Below are 16427 nucleotides of genomic sequence, written 5' to 3'. Positions count from 1 at the left end.
ACATCCCCCAGGAGCAGGAGGACCGATGCCAGGTCCGGAGCGCGGTCGTCGCGCGGAGAACGACGAGGGTGACCCCCCGTACGAGGATCCGCTCGAGCCGTTGATGGCGCGCGTCGCCCGCGGAGACGAGCAGGCGTTCGGCGCCGTGTACGACGCGCTGGCCGGGTCGGTCTTCGGGCTCGTGCGCCGGGTCGTCCGCGACCCGGTGCGGGCAGAGGAGGTGACGCAGGAGGTGTTCCTGCAGGTCTGGCAGAAGGCTCCGCGCTTCGACGCGAGCCGGGGGCGGCCCAAGACGTGGGTCCTCACGCTCGCGCACCGCCGGGCGGTCGACGTCGTGCGGCACGACCAGGCCGCCTCCGACCGCGACCAGCGCTACGACTGGACGGGCGGACCCGCGTACGACCAGGTCGCCGACGAGGTCACCGTCCGCCTGGAGCACCAGGCCGTACGCCGGTGCCTCGAGACGCTGACGGAGCTGCAGCGGGAGGCCGTCGGCCTCGCGTACTACCAAGGACACACCTACGCCGAGACGGCGTCGATCCTCGATGCGAACCCGGCCACGGTGAAGACCCGACTTCGAGACGGTCTCATCCGGCTCCGCGACTGCCTGGGGGTGACGGCGTGACCAGCGATCCGCACAACCTCTCCGGCGCGTACGCGCTCGACGCCCTCGACGCGGCGGAGCGGGACGCGTACGAGTCCCACCTCGCCGAGTGTTCCGACTGCGCCGAGGAGGTCCGCGGCTTCCGGGCGACGGCCGCTCGTCTCGGCGCGGCCGAGGAGACGCACGTGCCGGAGCACCTGCGCCGGACCGTCCTCGACGCCGTGGCGCGCACGCCCCAGGAACGGCCGGTCGTCGTCGACCTCGCCAGCCACCCCCGTACCCGCTGGGCGACGCGGGCACTGCTGGTCGCCGCCTCGCTCGCGCTCGTGGTCGGTGCGGCGGTGTTCGGCGTGACGCAGCGGGACCGGGCCGACGACATGGCGGCTCAGCAGGAGGCGATCACGGCGGTCCTGTCAGCACCGGACGCCGCGATGGTGTCGTCGCCGGTCGAGGGCGGCGGGACCGTGCGGGTCCTCCAGTCCGCAGAGCTCGCCAAGGCCGTGATGGTGGTCTCGGACCTGCCGAAGCTGGCCGAGGACGAGGACTACCAGATGTGGACGCAGAGCGACGGCGCCATGCACAGCGCGGGAGTGCTGCCGCGCGACGAGCAGGGATCGCGGGGGGCGCACGTCATGGACGACGTCACCGGTGTCACCGCGGTCGCGATCAGCATCGAGCCGGCGGGTGGCTCGGAGGAGCCGACGTCGGACCCGATCGTGCTGATCGAGACCACCTGACCGGGGCCGCGCGCTGGTGACGTGGACGATCGGTGCCTCGGAAGAGCACCGATCGTCCACGGCGTCCGGCCCAGCGGTCAGCCGAGCCCAGCGCGCTCGGCGAGACCACGGACGTACGAGGCCTGTCCGAGGTGCTGGATGCTGTCGTCGAGCATGCTGACGATCCGGACGGACGCAGTCACCGGCGGCTCCCAGCGCTCGTCGACGACGCGCGACAGCTCCTCGACGTCCAGCTCGCGAAGGTGGGCGCGCAGCCGGTCGGTGACGTCGTGGTGGTAGGCCGCGAGGTGGGAGCCGCTCGCGACGACCTGGGCGACCTCGTCCGGGGACTGCCCGTAGCCGGTCGCCGAGGCGGCGAACGGCAGTGCCAGCTCGTCGGACCAGCCGCCGTCGGTCCAGGCCTGCGTAGCACCGGCAAGGTCGGCCCCGTGGTCGTCGAGGACGCGGGACTGGTGCCAGACCAACCAGCACACGGTGTTGGACTGCCCGTCCGGACGATAGGTGCCGACCGGCATCGGGAGGTCTCGGGTGAGGGAGTCGACCAGCTCGTCGATCCGGTCGACGTGGTCGAGAAGGAGGGATCGGAGGGCTTCGAGGGCAGGATCGGCGCTCATGCGATCCACGGTAGGCGGTTGCGGTGACAGGGGATGGTGGGTTTCGACTCGCTGCGCTCGCTCAACCGGCGGTGGGGGCTGCGCTCGCTCAACCAGCGGTGGGGGCTGCGCTCGCTCAACCAGCGGTGGGGCTGTGCTCGCTCAACCGGCGCAGGGGAATAGGGCCGTGTGGCAGATAGTTGAAGGGTGTACTAGTTTGATCCAGTGATCGCATCAGGGCGATCGGAGAGAAGGCAGAGATGCAGTTCGGGATCTTCACCGTCGGCGACGTCACCACCGACCCCACCACGGGCACCACGCCGACGGAGCACGAGCGGATCAAGGCGACGATCGAGATCGCCAAGAAGGCCGAAGAGGTCGGCCTGGACGTCTTCGCGACGGGCCAGCACCACAACCCGCCCTTCATCCCCTCCGCCCCGACGACGACGCTCGCCTACATCGCCGCGCAGACGAAGCGGATCATCCTGTCGACCTCGACGACGCTGATCACGACGACCGACCCGGTGCGCATCGCGGAGGACTACGCCACGCTGCAGCACCTGTCGGACGGTCGCAACGACCTCATGATGGGCCGCGGCAACACCGGCCCGGTCTACCCGTGGTTCGGCAAGGACATCCGTGAGGGCATCGAGCTCGCGGTCGAGAACTACCACCTGCTGCGCCGCCTCTGGACCGAGGACGTCGTGGACTGGGAGGGCAAGTTCCGCACCCCGCTGCAGGGCTTCACCTCGACCCCGCGCCCGCTGGACGGCGTCGCGCCGTTCGTCTGGCACGGGTCGATCCGCAGCCCCGAGATCGCCGAGCAGGCTGCCTACTACGGTGACGGGTTCTTCTCGAACCACATCTTCTGGCCGGCCAGCCACACCGAGCGCATGATCGCGTTCTACCGGCAGCGCTTCGAGCACTACGGCCACGGCAGCGCCGACCAGGCGATCGTGGGCCTCGGCGGACAGGTCTTCATGCGCAAGAACAGCCAGGATGCGGTCAACGAGTTCCGGCCGTACTTCGACAGCGCGCCCGTCTACGGGCACGGGCCGAGCCTCGAGGACTTCACCCGCGAGACCCCGCTGACCGTCGGCAGCCCGCAGCAGATCATCGAGCGGACCCTCGGGTTCCGCGACTACGTCGGTGACTACCAGCGCCAGCTGTGGCTGATGGACCACGCCGGCCTGCCGCTCAAGACGGTGCTCGAGCAGCTCGACATCCTCGGCGAGGAGGTCGTCCCGGTGCTCCGCAAGGAGTTCGCCGCCCTGAAGCCCGACCACGTGCCGGACGCGCCGACCCACGCGTCGCTCGTCGCCGCCGCCGGCGGCGGCCGCGACACCACCGTCCACGCCACGGGAGACGACGTCACCGGACGCTCGCCCGAGGCAGACCTCCAGGAAGAGGTGACCGCATGACCACGCGAAGGATCGCCGTCGTCAGCGCAGGGCTGAGCCAGCCCTCGTCGACCCGGCTGCTGGCCGACCGCCTGGCCCAGGCCGTACGCGACGACCTCATGACCCGCGGCGTCGAGGCGGAGGTGACGGTGCACGAGCTCCGCGAGCACGCGCACGACATCACCAACGCCATGCTGACCGGCTTCGCACCGACCGGGCTCCAGGCCGTGATCGACGACGTCGTGAGCGCCGACGGGCTGGTCGTGGTGACGCCGATCTTCACCGCGTCGTACTCCGGGCTCTTCAAGTCCTTCTTCGACGTGCTCGAGAAGGACGCGCTCGCGGGCAAGCCCGTGCTGATCGCGGCGACAGCCGGCACAGCACGTCACTCGCTGGCGCTGGAGCACGCACTCCGGCCGATGTTCGCCTACCTGCGGGCCGTGGTCGTCCCGACCGCCGTGTTCGCCGCGTCGGAGGACTGGGGTGGCGTCGACGGCATCAGCGGCGCTCTCCAGGCACGGGTCCACAGGGGAGGCGCCGAGCTGGCCGAGCTGGTGGCGGCGCGTGCGTCGTCGGCGCCGGCCGACCCGTTCGCCCTGACCACCTCCTTCGAGGACATGCTCGCCGGAAGGTGACACCGCGTGGCTACCTCCCGCGGGGGGACTGGTGTGTTGTGATTCCGGCATGCGCAGGCCGGTGAGGTTGTCCGACCGGGCGCGCGGGTTCGGGCTGTGGCCGGGGGACATCCTCGCCAGCCTGCCCGGCGCCCGGCTCGGTCACGTCTCCCTCCAGCCCGGATCCGAGTCCGTGATGGTGGTGACGCTGCTGCTCCCCGCGGACACGTCACCTGTCGCAGACGTCCCTGTGCGCATCGTGCTGACGTTCGCCGACGCGAGCGTCCGCTCATGGCGTCCCTCGTGGCGTGCCCGGCTGCGGCCGGCTCGCACCGACCACCGCCCCCTGCTGGTCGAGATGACCCGGGGCCGTGCCGGCCGCTACCGCCTGCTCCACAGTGCCGGGCGCATCGTCGTCAAGAGCCGCGAGCTGCGCATCGACGTCGTCCCCGCGAACCATCTCGTGTCGGTCCGCGACGACGCCATCGCCTCCTGACCTGGGGCCCGGGCCGACGCGGACCGGACGGTACGGTGGCTCGCGTGACCACCGCCGTACGCCCCCGAGTCGGAGCCGTCGTCCTCACCCAGGGGAAGCGCCCCGCCGAGCTGCGGGCTGCCCTGGAATCGGTTCTCGCGCAGGAGGGAGTCGACGTCGAGGTCGTGTGCGTCGGCAACGGTTGGGAGCCGACAGGTCTCCCCGACGGCGTCGCGACCGTCGCGCTGCCGGAGAATCTCGGCATCCCCGCAGGGCGCAACGCCGGCGTGCCCCACGTCGCGGGAGACCTTCTGCTGTTCGTCGACGACGATGCGCGCCTCGCCGACACCGACTTCCTGGCGCGTGCCGCGGCCCTCTTCGCGGCGGACCCGCGGCTCGGGGTCGTCCAACCCCGGGTCGAGAGCCCGGGGGAGGAGGCGCCGACCCGATGGATCCCCCGGATGCGCAAGGGCGACCCGACGCGGTCGTCGCCGGTCTTCTCGCTCTGGGAGGGTGTCCTCGTCGCCCGTCGGACGGCGTTCGACGCCGCGGGGCGATGGGGTGACGAGTACTTCTACGCCCACGAGGGCATCGAGCTGGCGTGGCGGGTCTGGGACGCCGGCTACGAGGTCTGGTACCGCGGAGACCTGAGCTGCGAGCACCCGGCGATCGATCCGGCACGCCACGACTACTACTACCGGCTGAACGCCCGCAACCGCGTGTGGCTCGCCCGCCGAAACCTGCGCTGGCCCTTCACCTGGGCGTACGTCGCCACCTGGACGGCTGTCGCTGTCGTCCGCGGGGTCCGGTCCGCGGGCGGGCGACGGTCGCTTCGCCCGTGGTTCGCGGGCTGGCGCGAGGGATGGCGCACGGATCCGGGGCCGCGCCGACCCATGCGGTGGCGGACGGTCCTCGTGATGACGCGCCGCTGGAGGCCCCCGGTCGTGTGAGGTGCGCAGGCGGGTGCCGCCTGCGGTCAGACGACGGTACGGAGGTTGTCCTCGTCGCCGTCGTCCTCCTCCTCGTCCTCCTCGTTGAGGAGCCCGAGCCGGCGCATCCTGCGCATCCTGCGCTCGTGGCGGCGGCGGAGCGCGGCCTCGTCGCCGGAGTCGCTGAAGTACTGGTCGACGACCTCCTGGATCGGGCCGTCGAGCACGAGCGTGCCCTCGCGCAGATAGAGGCCGCGCGTGCAGAAGCGCGTGAGGTTGGCCTCGCTGTGCGACACCATGAACAGCGTGCGGCCCTGCGAGAGCATCTCGTCGATGCGCTCGAAGCACTTCTCGCGGAAAGCGCGATCACCGACCGCCAGGACCTCGTCCACGAGCATGATCGGCTCGTCGAGCCGCGAGACGACGCTGAACGCGACGCGCACCTTCATGCCGGAGGACAGGTGCTTGTACGGGGTGTCGACGAAGTCCTCGATCTCCGCAAACTCGACGATCTCCTCGAACGAGGCGGCGATCTGCTTCTTGCCCATGCCGTGCAGGCCCGCGGCGAGGTAGATGTTGTCGCGGACCGTCAGGTCGCCGACGAAGCCGCCGGTGATCTCGATCAGCGGCGCGACGCCGCCGTTGACGTTGACCCGGCCCTCGTCGGGGATGAGGACGCCCGCGATGGTTTTGAGCAGCGTCGACTTGCCTTGACCGTTGCGGCCGACCACGCCGATCGCCTCGCCCGGCTGCACGTCGAACGAGATGTGGCGCAGGCCCCAGAACTCGCCGGCTCGGACGCCGGACTCACCCTTGAACAGCAGGTCGCGGAGACTCCGGTGACGACGCGACCGGTGGAACCGGATCGAGATGTCCTGGACGGAGATGATGGGTTCGGTCACAGGTCAGAGCTCCTTGAGCACGGTGCGCTCGAGCCGCGCGAACAGCCACCATCCGAGGGCGAGCACGAGCAGCGAGACCACAGCGGTGTAGCCGACATGGGTCCACTCGAGGTAATGCGGGAAGATCCCCGAGCGGAACATCTGGAGGATGTCCGCCACAGGGTTCGCGACATAGACCCACCGCAGGTCTGGCGGAAGCTTGGTCACGGAGTAGAGGACGGGCGACGCGTAGAAGAACAGGCGCAGGAAGATCTTCACCAGACGATCCAGGTCGGGGACCATCACGGTGAGGACGCTCAACCCGAGCCCGATGCCGGTGAGCAGGACCGCCATCAGCACGATCGCCAGGGGGAACGTGACGAGCATGTTCCAGTGCAGGGGCACCTGGTAGGCGATGAGGAAGCCGGCGAGCACGGGGATCGAGAACAGGAACTCGACGCCGTTCGACGCGACGACGCGCAGGATCCAGATCTCGCGGGGGAGGTTCGTGGAGCGGATCAGCCGCGACGAGCTGCGCAGCGCCTTGGCGCTCTGGGAGACAGTGCTGTTGAACCACTGCCAGGGCAGCATGCCCGCCAGCAGGAAGACGATGTACGGGTCGTCACCGGGGACGTTGCGGGCGAAGAGGATGCTGAACATCGCCCAGTAGACGAAACTCATCAGCAGCGGGTCGAGCACCGTCCACATGTAGCCGAGGACGGAGTTGGCGTACCGGACCTTCAGGTCGCGCCGCACGAGGAGGAACAGGATCTTACGGGCGCCCCAGATCGCGCGCATCCGCGCAACGGGCGACCGCGTGTAGCTCGAGTCGACCATCGGTCCCTTTCGTCCGGATCCCCGTCCCGTCGGGGACGGACCCCCGCGTAGCACGCCTACTGTACGCGCGCGAACAAAGTGATCCACGCGCACCCTGGGGCTCGTGTCTCGTCCGACAAGTTACCCTCTAGGTCGTGACTAGGATGCGAAACGTGGCCGTCGTGCTCGCCGGCGGTGTCGGGACCCGAGTCGGGCTCTCGATCCCGAAGCAGCTGATCAAGATCGCCGGCAAGCCGATCATCGAGCACACGATCGCCGCCATGCAGGCCTCCCCGCTGATCGACGAGATCGTCGTGATGATGACGCCGGGGCACCTCGACCCCATCCGTGCCATCGTGCGCAGCGGCGGCTACGACAAGGTCACCCAGGTCCTCGAGGGCGCCGACACCCGCAACGCCACCACCCAGCGCGCCCTCGCCGCGCTCGGCGACCAGGAGTGCAACGTCCTCCTGCACGACGCGGTGCGCCCGCTGGTGTCCCAGACGATCATCGAGGACGTCGTCGCTGCCCTCGACGAGTACGAGGCGGTCGACACGGTCATCCCGTCCGCGGACACGATCGTGCAGGTCCACGAGGACTCGGGCACGATCTCCGACGTCCTCCCGCGTCACCTCCTGCGACGGGGGCAAACCCCCCAGGCGTTCCGCCTGTCGGTGATCCGCGCGGCGTACGCCGAGGCTGACAAGGACCCCGACTTCGTCGCCACCGACGACTGCACCGTGGTCCTTCGCTACAACCCGAGCGTCCCGATCACGGTCGTCGACGGTCACGAGCGCAACATGAAGGTCACCGAGCCGATCGACGTCTACATCGCCGACAAGCTCTTCCAGCTCGCCTCGGCCGAGCGTCCGGACGCCCTGAGCGAGGCCGAGCAGGTCGCAGCGCTCGAGGGCAAGACGGTCGTGGTCTTCGGGGGTTCGTACGGCATCGGGGGAGACATCGCCGCGATCGCCGAGCGTGCCGGCGCCCACGTCTTCTCGTTCTCGCGATCGGCCACGGACACCCACGTCGAGCGACGCGGCGACGTCCGCGCCGCCGCGGAGACCGTCCTCGCGAAGACCGGCCGCGTCGACTATGTCGTCAACACCGCCGGCGTCCTGCCGATCGCCCCGCTCGCGGAGACCAGCGAGGAGACGATCTACAACGCGACCGAGGTCAACTACCTCGGACCGATCTTCATCGCCCAGGAGTTCTACCCGCACCTCGCCGAGACCTCCGGCTCGCTGCTCCTGTTCACCTCGTCGTCGTACACCCGCGGGCGCTCGGGCTACTCGCTCTACTCGTCGGCGAAGGCAGCCGTCGTGAACCTCACCCAGGCGCTGGCCGACGAGTGGTCCGGCTCCGTCCGGGTCAACTGCGTGAACCCGGAGCGCACCGGCACGCCGATGCGTACCAAGGCCTTCGGCGACGAGCCGGCAGGCACCCTGCTCTCGTCCGACGAGGTCGCCCGTCAGTCGCTCGACGTCCTCCTGTCCTCGCAGACCGGTCACGTCATCGACATCCGACGCGAGAGCGGCCCCGCGGCGATCACGAATGGCTGACGCGGGGCTGGCTCCGCCGGAGGCGGGACGTGTCACGGCAGCGCGCATCGGCGATGCCGCGACAGAGATCGGGACGGCCGCAGCGGTCGTGCTCGCCGCAGCCGCGGCGCTGGCCGGCGTGGTGGACTCCGTGGTCGTCGCCCTGCTGCTGGCAAGCCTCGCCGCACTGGCGTTCGACGCGTGGCGGTTCACGCGCCGTGACGACCTGCCGCTGACCGAGGACCTGGTCCTCCTCGGCCGCGCAGGCCCGATCCGTGGTGGTGTGGGCGCCGCCATCACCGTCTGCTTCGTCGCGTGGAGCGACTCGTCGGTGTGGGTGGCGTCGCTGGCCGCGCTGGTCAGCATCGGTGTCGTCGTCCTTGAGCCGGTCCTCGGTCAGGCCCGCCAGTACCGTGTCACCTTCGTCTCGAACGTCCCCGGGCTGGCCCAGGCGCCGAAGCAGATCGACCTGGAAGGGGCGGCGACGGCTGCCCACCTCGGTGCGCTGGCGTTCGGTGCGGTCGCCGCGGGCGTCGGGCTGCCTGTTGTCTGGTGGGCCGCGGTGACGCTGGTCGCGGCAGTCCCCGACATCGTCATGGGCATCAACGCCGCGGTCAGGATGCGCGCCGGCCGGAGGATCGAGGCCGAGCTCCCGGGGGCGGTGACTCGGTACGCCCCCGAGGCGGTCGTCTACACGGCGTGGCCCGAGGACGGCACCCACCAGGTCACGATGTGGCTCCCGTACCTCCAGCGGACGGAGCGCCGCCTGCTGATCGTGGCCCGTCACAACTTCCCGGCGGAGCTGCTGGCCGAGCACACCGATCTGCCGATCGTCGTTCGCCGCGGGTCCCGCGATCTCGACGACGTGGTCGTGCCGTCGCTCACGACGGCGTTCTACGTGAACGCGTCGTCAGGCAACAGCATCTTCGTGCGCCACAACCAGATCACGCACGTGTTCCTCGGCCACGGCGACTCCGACAAGCCGACCTCGTACAACCCGACCCACGCGATGTACGACCGCATCTTCGCGGCCGGTGAGGCAGCGGTGCGTCGCTACGCCGCGCACGGTGTCTCGATCCCCCGGGAGAAGTTCGACGTCGTCGGCCGGCCCCAGGTCGAGGGCGTGGATCGGTTCGACGGTCCCGTGCCCGAGAAGCCGACGGTGCTGTACGCCCCTACCTGGCGCGGTCATGTCGACGAGACCGCCTACCACTCGCTGCCGATCGGGGTCTCGATCGTCCGCGGCCTGCTCGCCCGCGGCGCGACGGTGGTGTTCCGGCCACACCCGTTCAGCTACCGCTTCGACACCGACACCGACACGATCCGCGCGATCCACCAGCTGCTCCGCGAGGATGCCGAGCGCACCGGCCGCCAGCACGTCTACGGCGAGCGCGCGGAGCGGTCGATGTCGATCTTCGACTGCATCAACGCCGCGGACGCGATGGTCTCCGACGTCTCGAGCGTGGTCGTGGACTGGCTCTTCTCGGGCAAGCCGTTCGCGATGACCGCGATGACCGAGAACGGATCGGACTTCGCTGCGCACTACCCGATCGCCTCTGCCGCGTACGTGATCGAGGGAGACGCCGCGAACCTCGACGTCGCGCTCGACGCCCTCCTCGGCGACGACCCTCTCGCCCTCGAGCGACGTTCCGTACGCGCCGACTACCTCGGGGACTTCGCGGCCGACGGCTACTCCGACGTCTTCGTCGACCGTGCCCGCGAGATCATCGACGCGCGCCGTGAGCACACGGCCGACGAGACCGCGGCTGCCGACACCGAGGACGGCGGTGGCCGCCTCACGCTGGGCGCCGTCCGGCGAGAGCTGGCCGTGGCCGCTCGCGACGTGGTCACGGGCGGGCTCGCGCTCCTCGTCTTCGTCGCCACGCTCGTCGGCTCCTCTCCGACGCTGCCGTTGGTCGTCACGCTCGTCACGATGGCGCTGTTCGTGCCGCTGCACCGTCGGGCACGTCCCGGCAACCCGCAGTACCCGCTGATCGCCGGCACGCTGCAGATCTCACGCATCCTCCTGCTCCTGGCGCTCGTCGTGGGGTGGTTCGACTGGCACGGCGTGTCGTGGGCCGTCGCCGCCGCCCTCGCGGCCGTCGCCGCGGCGACCGCGGCCGAGTCCACGGTCTTCGAGAACTGGGAGCGCGTCGGCCTCGAGGCGCGGAACCTGCCGACGCTGAAGGTCGAGATCCGCGAAGTCGTCTCGCGCGGGACGGTCGGGGTCGTCAACATCGTGGCGGTCGTCGCCCTGTGGATCTGCGGAGCGGCGGGCTGGTCGTTCCTGCTCGTGGCCGTTGCCGTCGCCGTCGCTGCGACGACGCTGGTCTCGCTGGTGGTCGGTCTGACCCGCGTCCACCGGTGCGTGGACGCGGAGGACCGCCTGTACGCGACGCTGGAGGCGCACGCGCCGGAGTTCGCGGTGTACTTCGGCTCGAACATCGGCGCCCCGTACCAGCTCGGCATGTGGATGCCGTACTTCGAGCGCCTGGGCCGCCCCTTCGTCGTCGTCACCCGCAACCTGACGATGTTCCGCATGATCGACGGCATCACGTCGGCGCCGATCGTCCACCGGCCGACCATCCGCAGCCTGCAGGAGGTCGTGGTCCCGAGCATGCGGGCCGCGTTCTACGTCAACAACGCACCGAACAACACGCACTTCCTCGAGCGACGGCAGATGGCCCACGTGTGGCTCAACCACGGCGACTCGGAGAAGCCTGCCTGCTACAACCCGGTCCACGCGATCTACGACCGCATCTTCGCGGCGGGTCAGGCCGGCATCGACCGCTATGCCCGCCACGGCGTCGCCATCCCGCCGGACAAGTTCGAGGTCGTCGGCCGTCCGCAGGTCGAGGACATCGCGCCGGCACGCGGGCCGATCGGCTCGCTCGAGGACCGCACCGTGCTCTACGCGCCGACCTGGCGCGGGCCGTACGCCGACTCCGAGGTCTACTCGCTGCCGCGCGGCGAGGAGATCGTCGCCGCGCTGCTCGCCCGGGGCGCGCGGGTGATCTTCCGGTCCCACCCGTTCAACTACCGGTTCCCGGACGCCACCCGGACGATCGCCCGCATCGGCGCGCTCCTCGACGGCGACAAGGCCCGCACGGGGCGGCAGCACCTCTGGGGGGAGGCCGCCGAGGGAGCGATGTCGGTCGTGGACTGCTTCAACGCCTCGGACGCGATGGTGGCCGACGTGTCGGCGGTCGTCTCCGACTACCTGCAGTCGGGCAAGCCTTACGCGATGGTGTCGGTGGGCCGTACGCCCGAGCAGCTCTGCGAGGAAGCGCCCGCCGCGCGCGCGGCGTACGTGATCGACGGGAACCTCGCGAACCTCGACGACGCGATCGACGCGATGCTCGGTGACGACCCGCTGGTCGCGGACCGGGTGGCGTCTCGGGTCTACTACCTCGGCGAATTCGCGTCAGGCTCGTACGCGGACGGTTTCCTGTCCGCCGCACGGCGCCTGATCGATGCCGGTCCACTCGACGAAGGGTTGCGATGACGACCGACCGCGCAGGATCGATGCCTCCGGTGTCGGTCTTCATGACCGTGCGCAACGAGGAGCGTGACCTCGGCGAGTGCGTCGAGCGGATCCTCGCCCAGGACTATGCCGGTGAGATCGAGGTCGTCGTCGCCGTCGGTCCGTCGCACGACCGGACACGAGAGATCGCCGACGGGCTGGCAGCGGCGCATCCGACCGTGACGATCGTCGACAACCCCACCGGGCTCACCCCGCAGGGGCTCAACGCGGCGATCGCCGCTGCGACGCACGACTACCTCGTCCGCGCCGACGGGCACGCCCTGTTCCCGCCGGACTACCTGACGCGGATCGTGACCGCGCTGGCCGACACCGGCGCGGCGAACGTCGGCGGCCGCATGGCGCCTGAGGGTGTGAGTCCCTTCGGGCGTGCGGTGGCGCGAGCGATGTCGTCGCGGTTCGGCATCGGAGGAGCGGCGTTCCACACCGGCGGCGTCGCTGGGCCGCAGCTGACGGTCTACCTGGGGGCGTTCCGTCGCGACGCGCTCGCCAAGATCGGCGGCTACGACGAGCACTTCGTCCGCGCCCAGGACTGGGAGCTGAACTTCCGGCTGCGCGAGTCGGGCGAGACGGTGTGGTTCCTCCCCGACGTCGCCGTCACCTATCGCCCGCGCGAGACCTGGAAGGCGTTCGCGACCCAGCAGTACCGCACCGGCGGGTGGCGCCGCAGGGTGATCAAGCGCCACCCGGAGACGGCGTCGGCGCGCTATCTCGCACCACCGGCCGTGGTGGTCGCCTCGTCGCTCGGTCTCGCGGCCGGCGTGATCGGTGCGTTCACCACGCCGTGGCTGCTGCTCGGGCTCGCGGTCCCGGCCGGCTATCTCGCAGGCGTCTCCGCGGCGGCGCTCTGGGAGGGGCGCGACCTGGATCCGCAGGCGCGGCGCCGCCTTCCGGTGGCCATGGTGACGCTCCATGGGGCATGGGGGTTAGGCTTCCTCTTGAGTTAGTCGACTGCCTTAGGAGACATTCGTGACGAGGTTGCTGATCCGGGCCCACAAGAGCCCCTTCACCGCTCCCACCGCCGAGCGGGTGCTCGCGCGCAACCTCATCGGCAACAACGTGGGCAACCTGGTCTTCAGCTACGCGGTCCAACGCACGCTGTCGGTGCCCGGCACCACGATCGACGTGGCGCGACTCAACCGGGCACGGACCCTCAGCCCCGCCGAGATCGACGACCAGTACGACCACGTCGTCATCCCGTTGGCCAATGCGTTCCGCAGACGGTTCCTGCCCAACCTCGACGCGATCACCGAGACCATCGAGCAGCTCTCCGTCCCGGTGACGGTCGTCGGCGTCGGCGTCCAGTCCGCCGTCGGGCAGCGCGTCGCAGCACCGCGCCAGGTCGGCGACGCGGTGACCCGCTTCGTCCGGGCCGTGCTCGACCGCTCGCCGTCGATCGGGGTCCGGGGTGAGTGGACCGCCGAGTACCTCGCAGGACTCGGCTTCGGATCCGAGCACGTCGAGGTCATCGGCTGCCCGTCGATGTTCCTGCACGGCGACCGCCTCCCGCTCCGACTCTCGCGGAAGAGGCTCGACCCGAAAGGCCCCGTCGCGTTCAATCTGTCGCCGTACCTGGCGCAGATGGCGCCCGTCGTCGAGGACCAGGTCGCGCGCTACCCGGGGCTCGTCTACTTCGCGCAGGACCTCGAGACCCTCCACCTGCTCCTGGAGGGCACCAGCGACCGCGCGGTCATCGACGAGCGCCTGCCGATCCATCCTGACCACCCCCTGATCACGGACGGGCGGACGCGGTTCCCGACGAACGTGCCGACCTGGATGGCGTCGCTCGAGTCGTTCCCGTTCTCCTACGGGACCCGGATCCACGGGAACATCGCCGCACTCCTGTCCGGGACGCCTGCCTACGTCCTGACCCACGACGCCCGCACCCTCGAGCTCGCGCGCTACCACGAGATCCCGCACCGCCGGATCGACGTCGAGTTCGACGGCGTCGACGCGGTCGCGCTGCACGCGGAGGCCGACTGGGGGCCACTGCTCGCGGGGCACGCCGAGCGCTTCGCGCGCTACTCGGCGTTCCTCCACTCGCACGGCCTGTCGCACGTCTTCGACCCGGGCCAGGCCGCCGGCGCCGAGGCGTTCGACCGACGGATCGCGCGCAAGACCTTCGCACCGCCGGTCGGTGAGGTGGCTGCTGCGCGTCGCCAGAGGGACCGGTTCACTCCGGCGCTGCGGAAGCTGGTCCGATCGGCTCGTCCGCGAGCCTGAGCGCCTCGTCGAGTGCGGACTGGAACCGCCTCGTGCTTGCCCCGTCGGCGGTGTCGCCGAAGTAGTGCTCGGACAGGGCGAGCATGCGGTCTCGTGGCCAGTCGCCGTCGAGCAGCACTGCCGTACGAGGGGCGTCGGCCGCGTGGAGCCGCGGGACCTCGGCCAGGAGCCGTGACGGCGGCAGGGTGGTGCGCGGCTCCGTCGGCACCGTCACGAGCATCGGCTTCGCCGTGGCCAGCCAGTCGTAGGCGACCGACGACAGGTCGGTGACGCACACGTCGGCGAACGCCCACTGCCAGCCGTACGGTCCGACGTCGACGAGGTGCCGCTCGCCGTGCTCGGAGAGCAGTGCGCGGATCCGACGGTCCGCGGCGGCGTACGCCGGGTCCTGCACGCCGGTGCGCGGGTGCGGGCGGTAGATGACGCGGTAGCGGGGGTCGGCGACCAGTGACGACACCAGGGCGACCCCGTGGGACGCCACCGATCCGTACGCCATGCTCGCGCGGTCGCCCTCCCACGTCGGGGCGTACAGCACGCGGGTCGTGCCGTCGTCGGGCCAGTCCGGCGCGCCCGGGTAGTCGAGGTCGAGCTGCGGCCGGCCCACCTCACGCACGTGCGCCGCGTCGTCGAACTCGCGCAGCGCGCCCGCCACCCGCTCGCGCGCGGCCGGACCGGCGACCAGCACCCGGTCGTACGCCTTGTTCTGGTTGGTGACGCTCGAATCCTTGTCGCTCTCGCCGTGTCCGAGGTGTACGTGGACCGGTGAGGCGAAGCGCAGCATCCGGAAGTTGAGCGGGAGGTGGTTCACGTAGAGGACCGTCTTGAGCGTGCCGTGCGCGAGGAGGTCCTCGAGGTACGTCGAGCCGGGCGCGAAGTAGACCGGGAGCGACGTCTCGGCGAGCACCCGGCGCCCGGTGTCGGGGCGGGACACGATCACGACGACGGGCCAGGGGAGCGCCGCGAGCACGCGGTCCCACTGGTGGAGCTGGTAGAGGTTCTCGGGGCCGTCGGCGAAGTACAGCGCGACGGGAGCGCCCAGCGCCGCCGGGTCGGTGTTGCAGCGCGCCGCGAACGAGCCGCGGTCGAGCCGGTTGCGGACCTGCGTGCGCGCCTGCGCGGCGATCCTGGCCAGCCTTCTGAACCGGTGCACGCCGCCGATCCTAGGCCACGGGCCGTCTGGTCATGCGTGAACGGTGGTTCGTCGTTCCTGCAGGTCTTGCGTGGAGGACGACGTCCTACGCCCGGAGCCGTGACGACGCCATGATCGTGACGAAGTGCCCGATCACGGCGAGCAGTGCCAGCGGCAGGAGCACGACGAGCAGGGTGCGGGTCCCGGCGAGCCCGCCCCACGCCGAGCCGGCGACGATGTCGACGATCGCGGCGACGAGCGCGAGCAGGGTCAGCTCGACCGAGTGGTACAGCCGGTGGAACGGGATGAACCGTGCGATGCGGCGCAGCCGGGCGACCAGGCCCGGGCGTGGCGCAGCCGTCTCCGCGCTGTCGGCCAGACGCGGCAGGCCGGAGAAGGTGCGCGAGACGTGGACGAAGTCGTTGAGCGCCTTGTTGAGCAGGATGAGTACGGCGAGCAGGGCGCCGAGGGTCGTCCAGCCGTAGTGCCCGTCGAGGTCGCCGAACCCGCCCGCGGCGCGGACACCCAGCGCGATCGGGATCAGCGACTCAGCCGTGTAGTGGCCGATCTTGTCGAGGAACGTGCCCGCCGGAGAGAACGTCCCGCGCCAGCGCGCCACCTCGCCGTCTGCACAGTCGAGCAGCATCTGGAGCTGGCCGAAGAACACGGCGAGGACGACGCCGACCAGTCCCGGGATCAACAGCGAGCCGGCCGCAGCCCACCCGCTCAGGATCATCAGCCCGGTGACCGCGTTGGCGCTCAGCCCGAGGCGTACGAGAGGGCGGCTCAGGTAGGGCGAGATGTCACGGAGGTAGACGTCTGCGACCCAGTGCTCGGCGCTGCGCCGGTTGCGCACCTCAGGCGGCTGCGCGATCGCGCGGTACTCCGCGAGCGTGGGATGAGCGGGGCGCGGGGGCGACGAGTCGGACACGGCCGCCACCGTA

The 16427-nt window shown here is 70.6% G+C and carries 15 protein-coding genes; 10 read left to right on the top strand and 5 right to left on the bottom strand.

Annotated features, from left to right (window positions below; all coding sequences use genetic code 11):
• The first annotated feature begins 25 nt into the window (after positions 1–25).
• Both sigK and GH747_RS08985 read left to right on the top strand, forming a co-directional pair.
• Positions 26–625 carry an ECF RNA polymerase sigma factor SigK gene (sigK, locus tag GH747_RS08990; protein WP_149769220.1) on the top strand — a complete coding sequence of 200 codons (600 nt, stop codon included), beginning with the start codon at positions 26–28 and terminating at the stop codon, positions 623–625.
• A complete protein-coding gene (locus GH747_RS08985; RefSeq protein WP_163695483.1) occupies positions 622–1341 on the top strand; it encodes an anti-sigma factor in 720 nt (239 codons plus the stop codon). Before sigK ends, GH747_RS08985 begins: the two co-directional genes overlap by 4 nt.
• Positions 1342–1418: 77 nt before the next feature.
• Here GH747_RS08985 and GH747_RS08980 read toward each other — a convergent pair whose 3' ends face one another.
• Positions 1419–1955: a mycothiol transferase gene (locus GH747_RS08980; RefSeq protein ID WP_149769218.1), complete on the bottom strand. Its 537-nt coding sequence runs from the start codon at positions 1953–1955 to the stop codon at positions 1419–1421.
• Positions 1956–2194: 239 nt separating this feature from the next.
• Between GH747_RS08980 and GH747_RS08975 the strand changes: the two genes are divergently transcribed.
• Genes GH747_RS08975 through GH747_RS08965 form a run of 4 tightly spaced genes read left to right on the top strand, consistent with a single transcriptional unit; the run spans position 2195 to position 5373 of the window.
• The gene (locus GH747_RS08975; protein WP_149769217.1) at positions 2195–3355 is read left to right on the top strand and encodes an LLM class flavin-dependent oxidoreductase; all 1161 of its coding nucleotides are present in this window, start codon (positions 2195–2197) and stop codon (positions 3353–3355) included.
• Positions 3352–3969 carry an FMN reductase gene (locus GH747_RS08970; RefSeq protein ID WP_149769216.1) on the top strand — a complete coding sequence of 206 codons (618 nt, stop codon included), beginning with the start codon at positions 3352–3354 and terminating at the stop codon, positions 3967–3969. Before GH747_RS08975 ends, GH747_RS08970 begins: the two co-directional genes overlap by 4 nt.
• Before the next feature lie 49 nt (positions 3970–4018).
• On the top strand, positions 4019–4444 hold the full coding sequence (locus tag GH747_RS22245) for a hypothetical protein (protein WP_228552853.1): 426 nt from the start codon (positions 4019–4021) through the stop codon (positions 4442–4444).
• A 44-nt stretch (positions 4445–4488) separates the two neighbouring features.
• The gene (locus tag GH747_RS08965; protein WP_228552852.1) at positions 4489–5373 is read left to right on the top strand and encodes a glycosyltransferase family 2 protein; all 885 of its coding nucleotides are present in this window, start codon (positions 4489–4491) and stop codon (positions 5371–5373) included.
• A 26-nt stretch (positions 5374–5399) separates the two neighbouring features.
• Here the strand turns inward: GH747_RS08965 and GH747_RS08960 are convergent, their stop codons facing one another.
• Positions 5400–6254 (bottom strand): ABC transporter ATP-binding protein, encoded by an 855-nt coding sequence (locus tag GH747_RS08960; protein ID WP_149769214.1) that lies wholly within the window; start codon positions 6252–6254, stop codon positions 5400–5402.
• Between the two features lie 3 nt (positions 6255–6257).
• The gene (locus GH747_RS08955) at positions 6258–7070 is read right to left on the bottom strand and encodes an ABC transporter permease (protein WP_205602854.1); all 813 of its coding nucleotides are present in this window, start codon (positions 7068–7070) and stop codon (positions 6258–6260) included.
• Between the two features lie 143 nt (positions 7071–7213).
• Between GH747_RS08955 and GH747_RS08950 the strand changes: the two genes are divergently transcribed.
• The 4 genes from GH747_RS08950 to GH747_RS08935 are packed head-to-tail and all read left to right on the top strand — an operon-like array spanning position 7214 to position 14354.
• Positions 7214–8611 (top strand): bifunctional cytidylyltransferase/SDR family oxidoreductase, encoded by a 1398-nt coding sequence (locus GH747_RS08950; protein WP_149769515.1) that lies wholly within the window; start codon positions 7214–7216, stop codon positions 8609–8611.
• The gene (locus GH747_RS08945; RefSeq protein ID WP_149769213.1) at positions 8604–12095 is read left to right on the top strand and encodes a CDP-glycerol glycerophosphotransferase family protein; all 3492 of its coding nucleotides are present in this window, start codon (positions 8604–8606) and stop codon (positions 12093–12095) included. Before GH747_RS08950 ends, GH747_RS08945 begins: the two co-directional genes overlap by 8 nt.
• Positions 12092–13078, top strand: coding sequence for a glycosyltransferase family 2 protein (locus GH747_RS08940; RefSeq protein WP_149769212.1), 987 nt, complete (start codon positions 12092–12094; stop codon positions 13076–13078). Before GH747_RS08945 ends, GH747_RS08940 begins: the two co-directional genes overlap by 4 nt.
• 22 nt (positions 13079–13100) lie before the next feature.
• Entirely contained in the window at positions 13101–14354 is a 1254-nt protein-coding gene (locus GH747_RS08935; RefSeq protein ID WP_149769211.1) for a polysaccharide pyruvyl transferase family protein, read from the top strand.
• Here the strand turns inward: GH747_RS08935 and GH747_RS08930 are convergent.
• Together GH747_RS08930 and GH747_RS08925 are read right to left on the bottom strand one after the other, a co-directional pair.
• Entirely contained in the window at positions 14305–15504 is a 1200-nt protein-coding gene (locus GH747_RS08930) for a CDP-glycerol glycerophosphotransferase family protein (RefSeq protein ID WP_149769210.1), read from the bottom strand. The two genes, GH747_RS08935 and GH747_RS08930, sit on opposite strands and share 50 nt — an antisense overlap.
• A gap of 85 nt (positions 15505–15589) precedes the next feature.
• On the bottom strand, positions 15590–16414 hold the full coding sequence (locus tag GH747_RS08925; RefSeq protein ID WP_149769209.1) for a CDP-alcohol phosphatidyltransferase family protein: 825 nt from the start codon (positions 16412–16414) through the stop codon (positions 15590–15592).
• Positions 16415–16427 lie beyond the last annotated feature (13 nt).

Origin of the sequence: Mumia xiangluensis, from assembly GCF_010994095.1 — a bacterium.
GTDB classification, from domain to species: domain Bacteria; phylum Actinomycetota; class Actinomycetes; order Propionibacteriales; family Nocardioidaceae; genus Mumia; species Mumia xiangluensis.
This window is presented reverse-complemented; position numbering and strand designations above follow the sequence as displayed.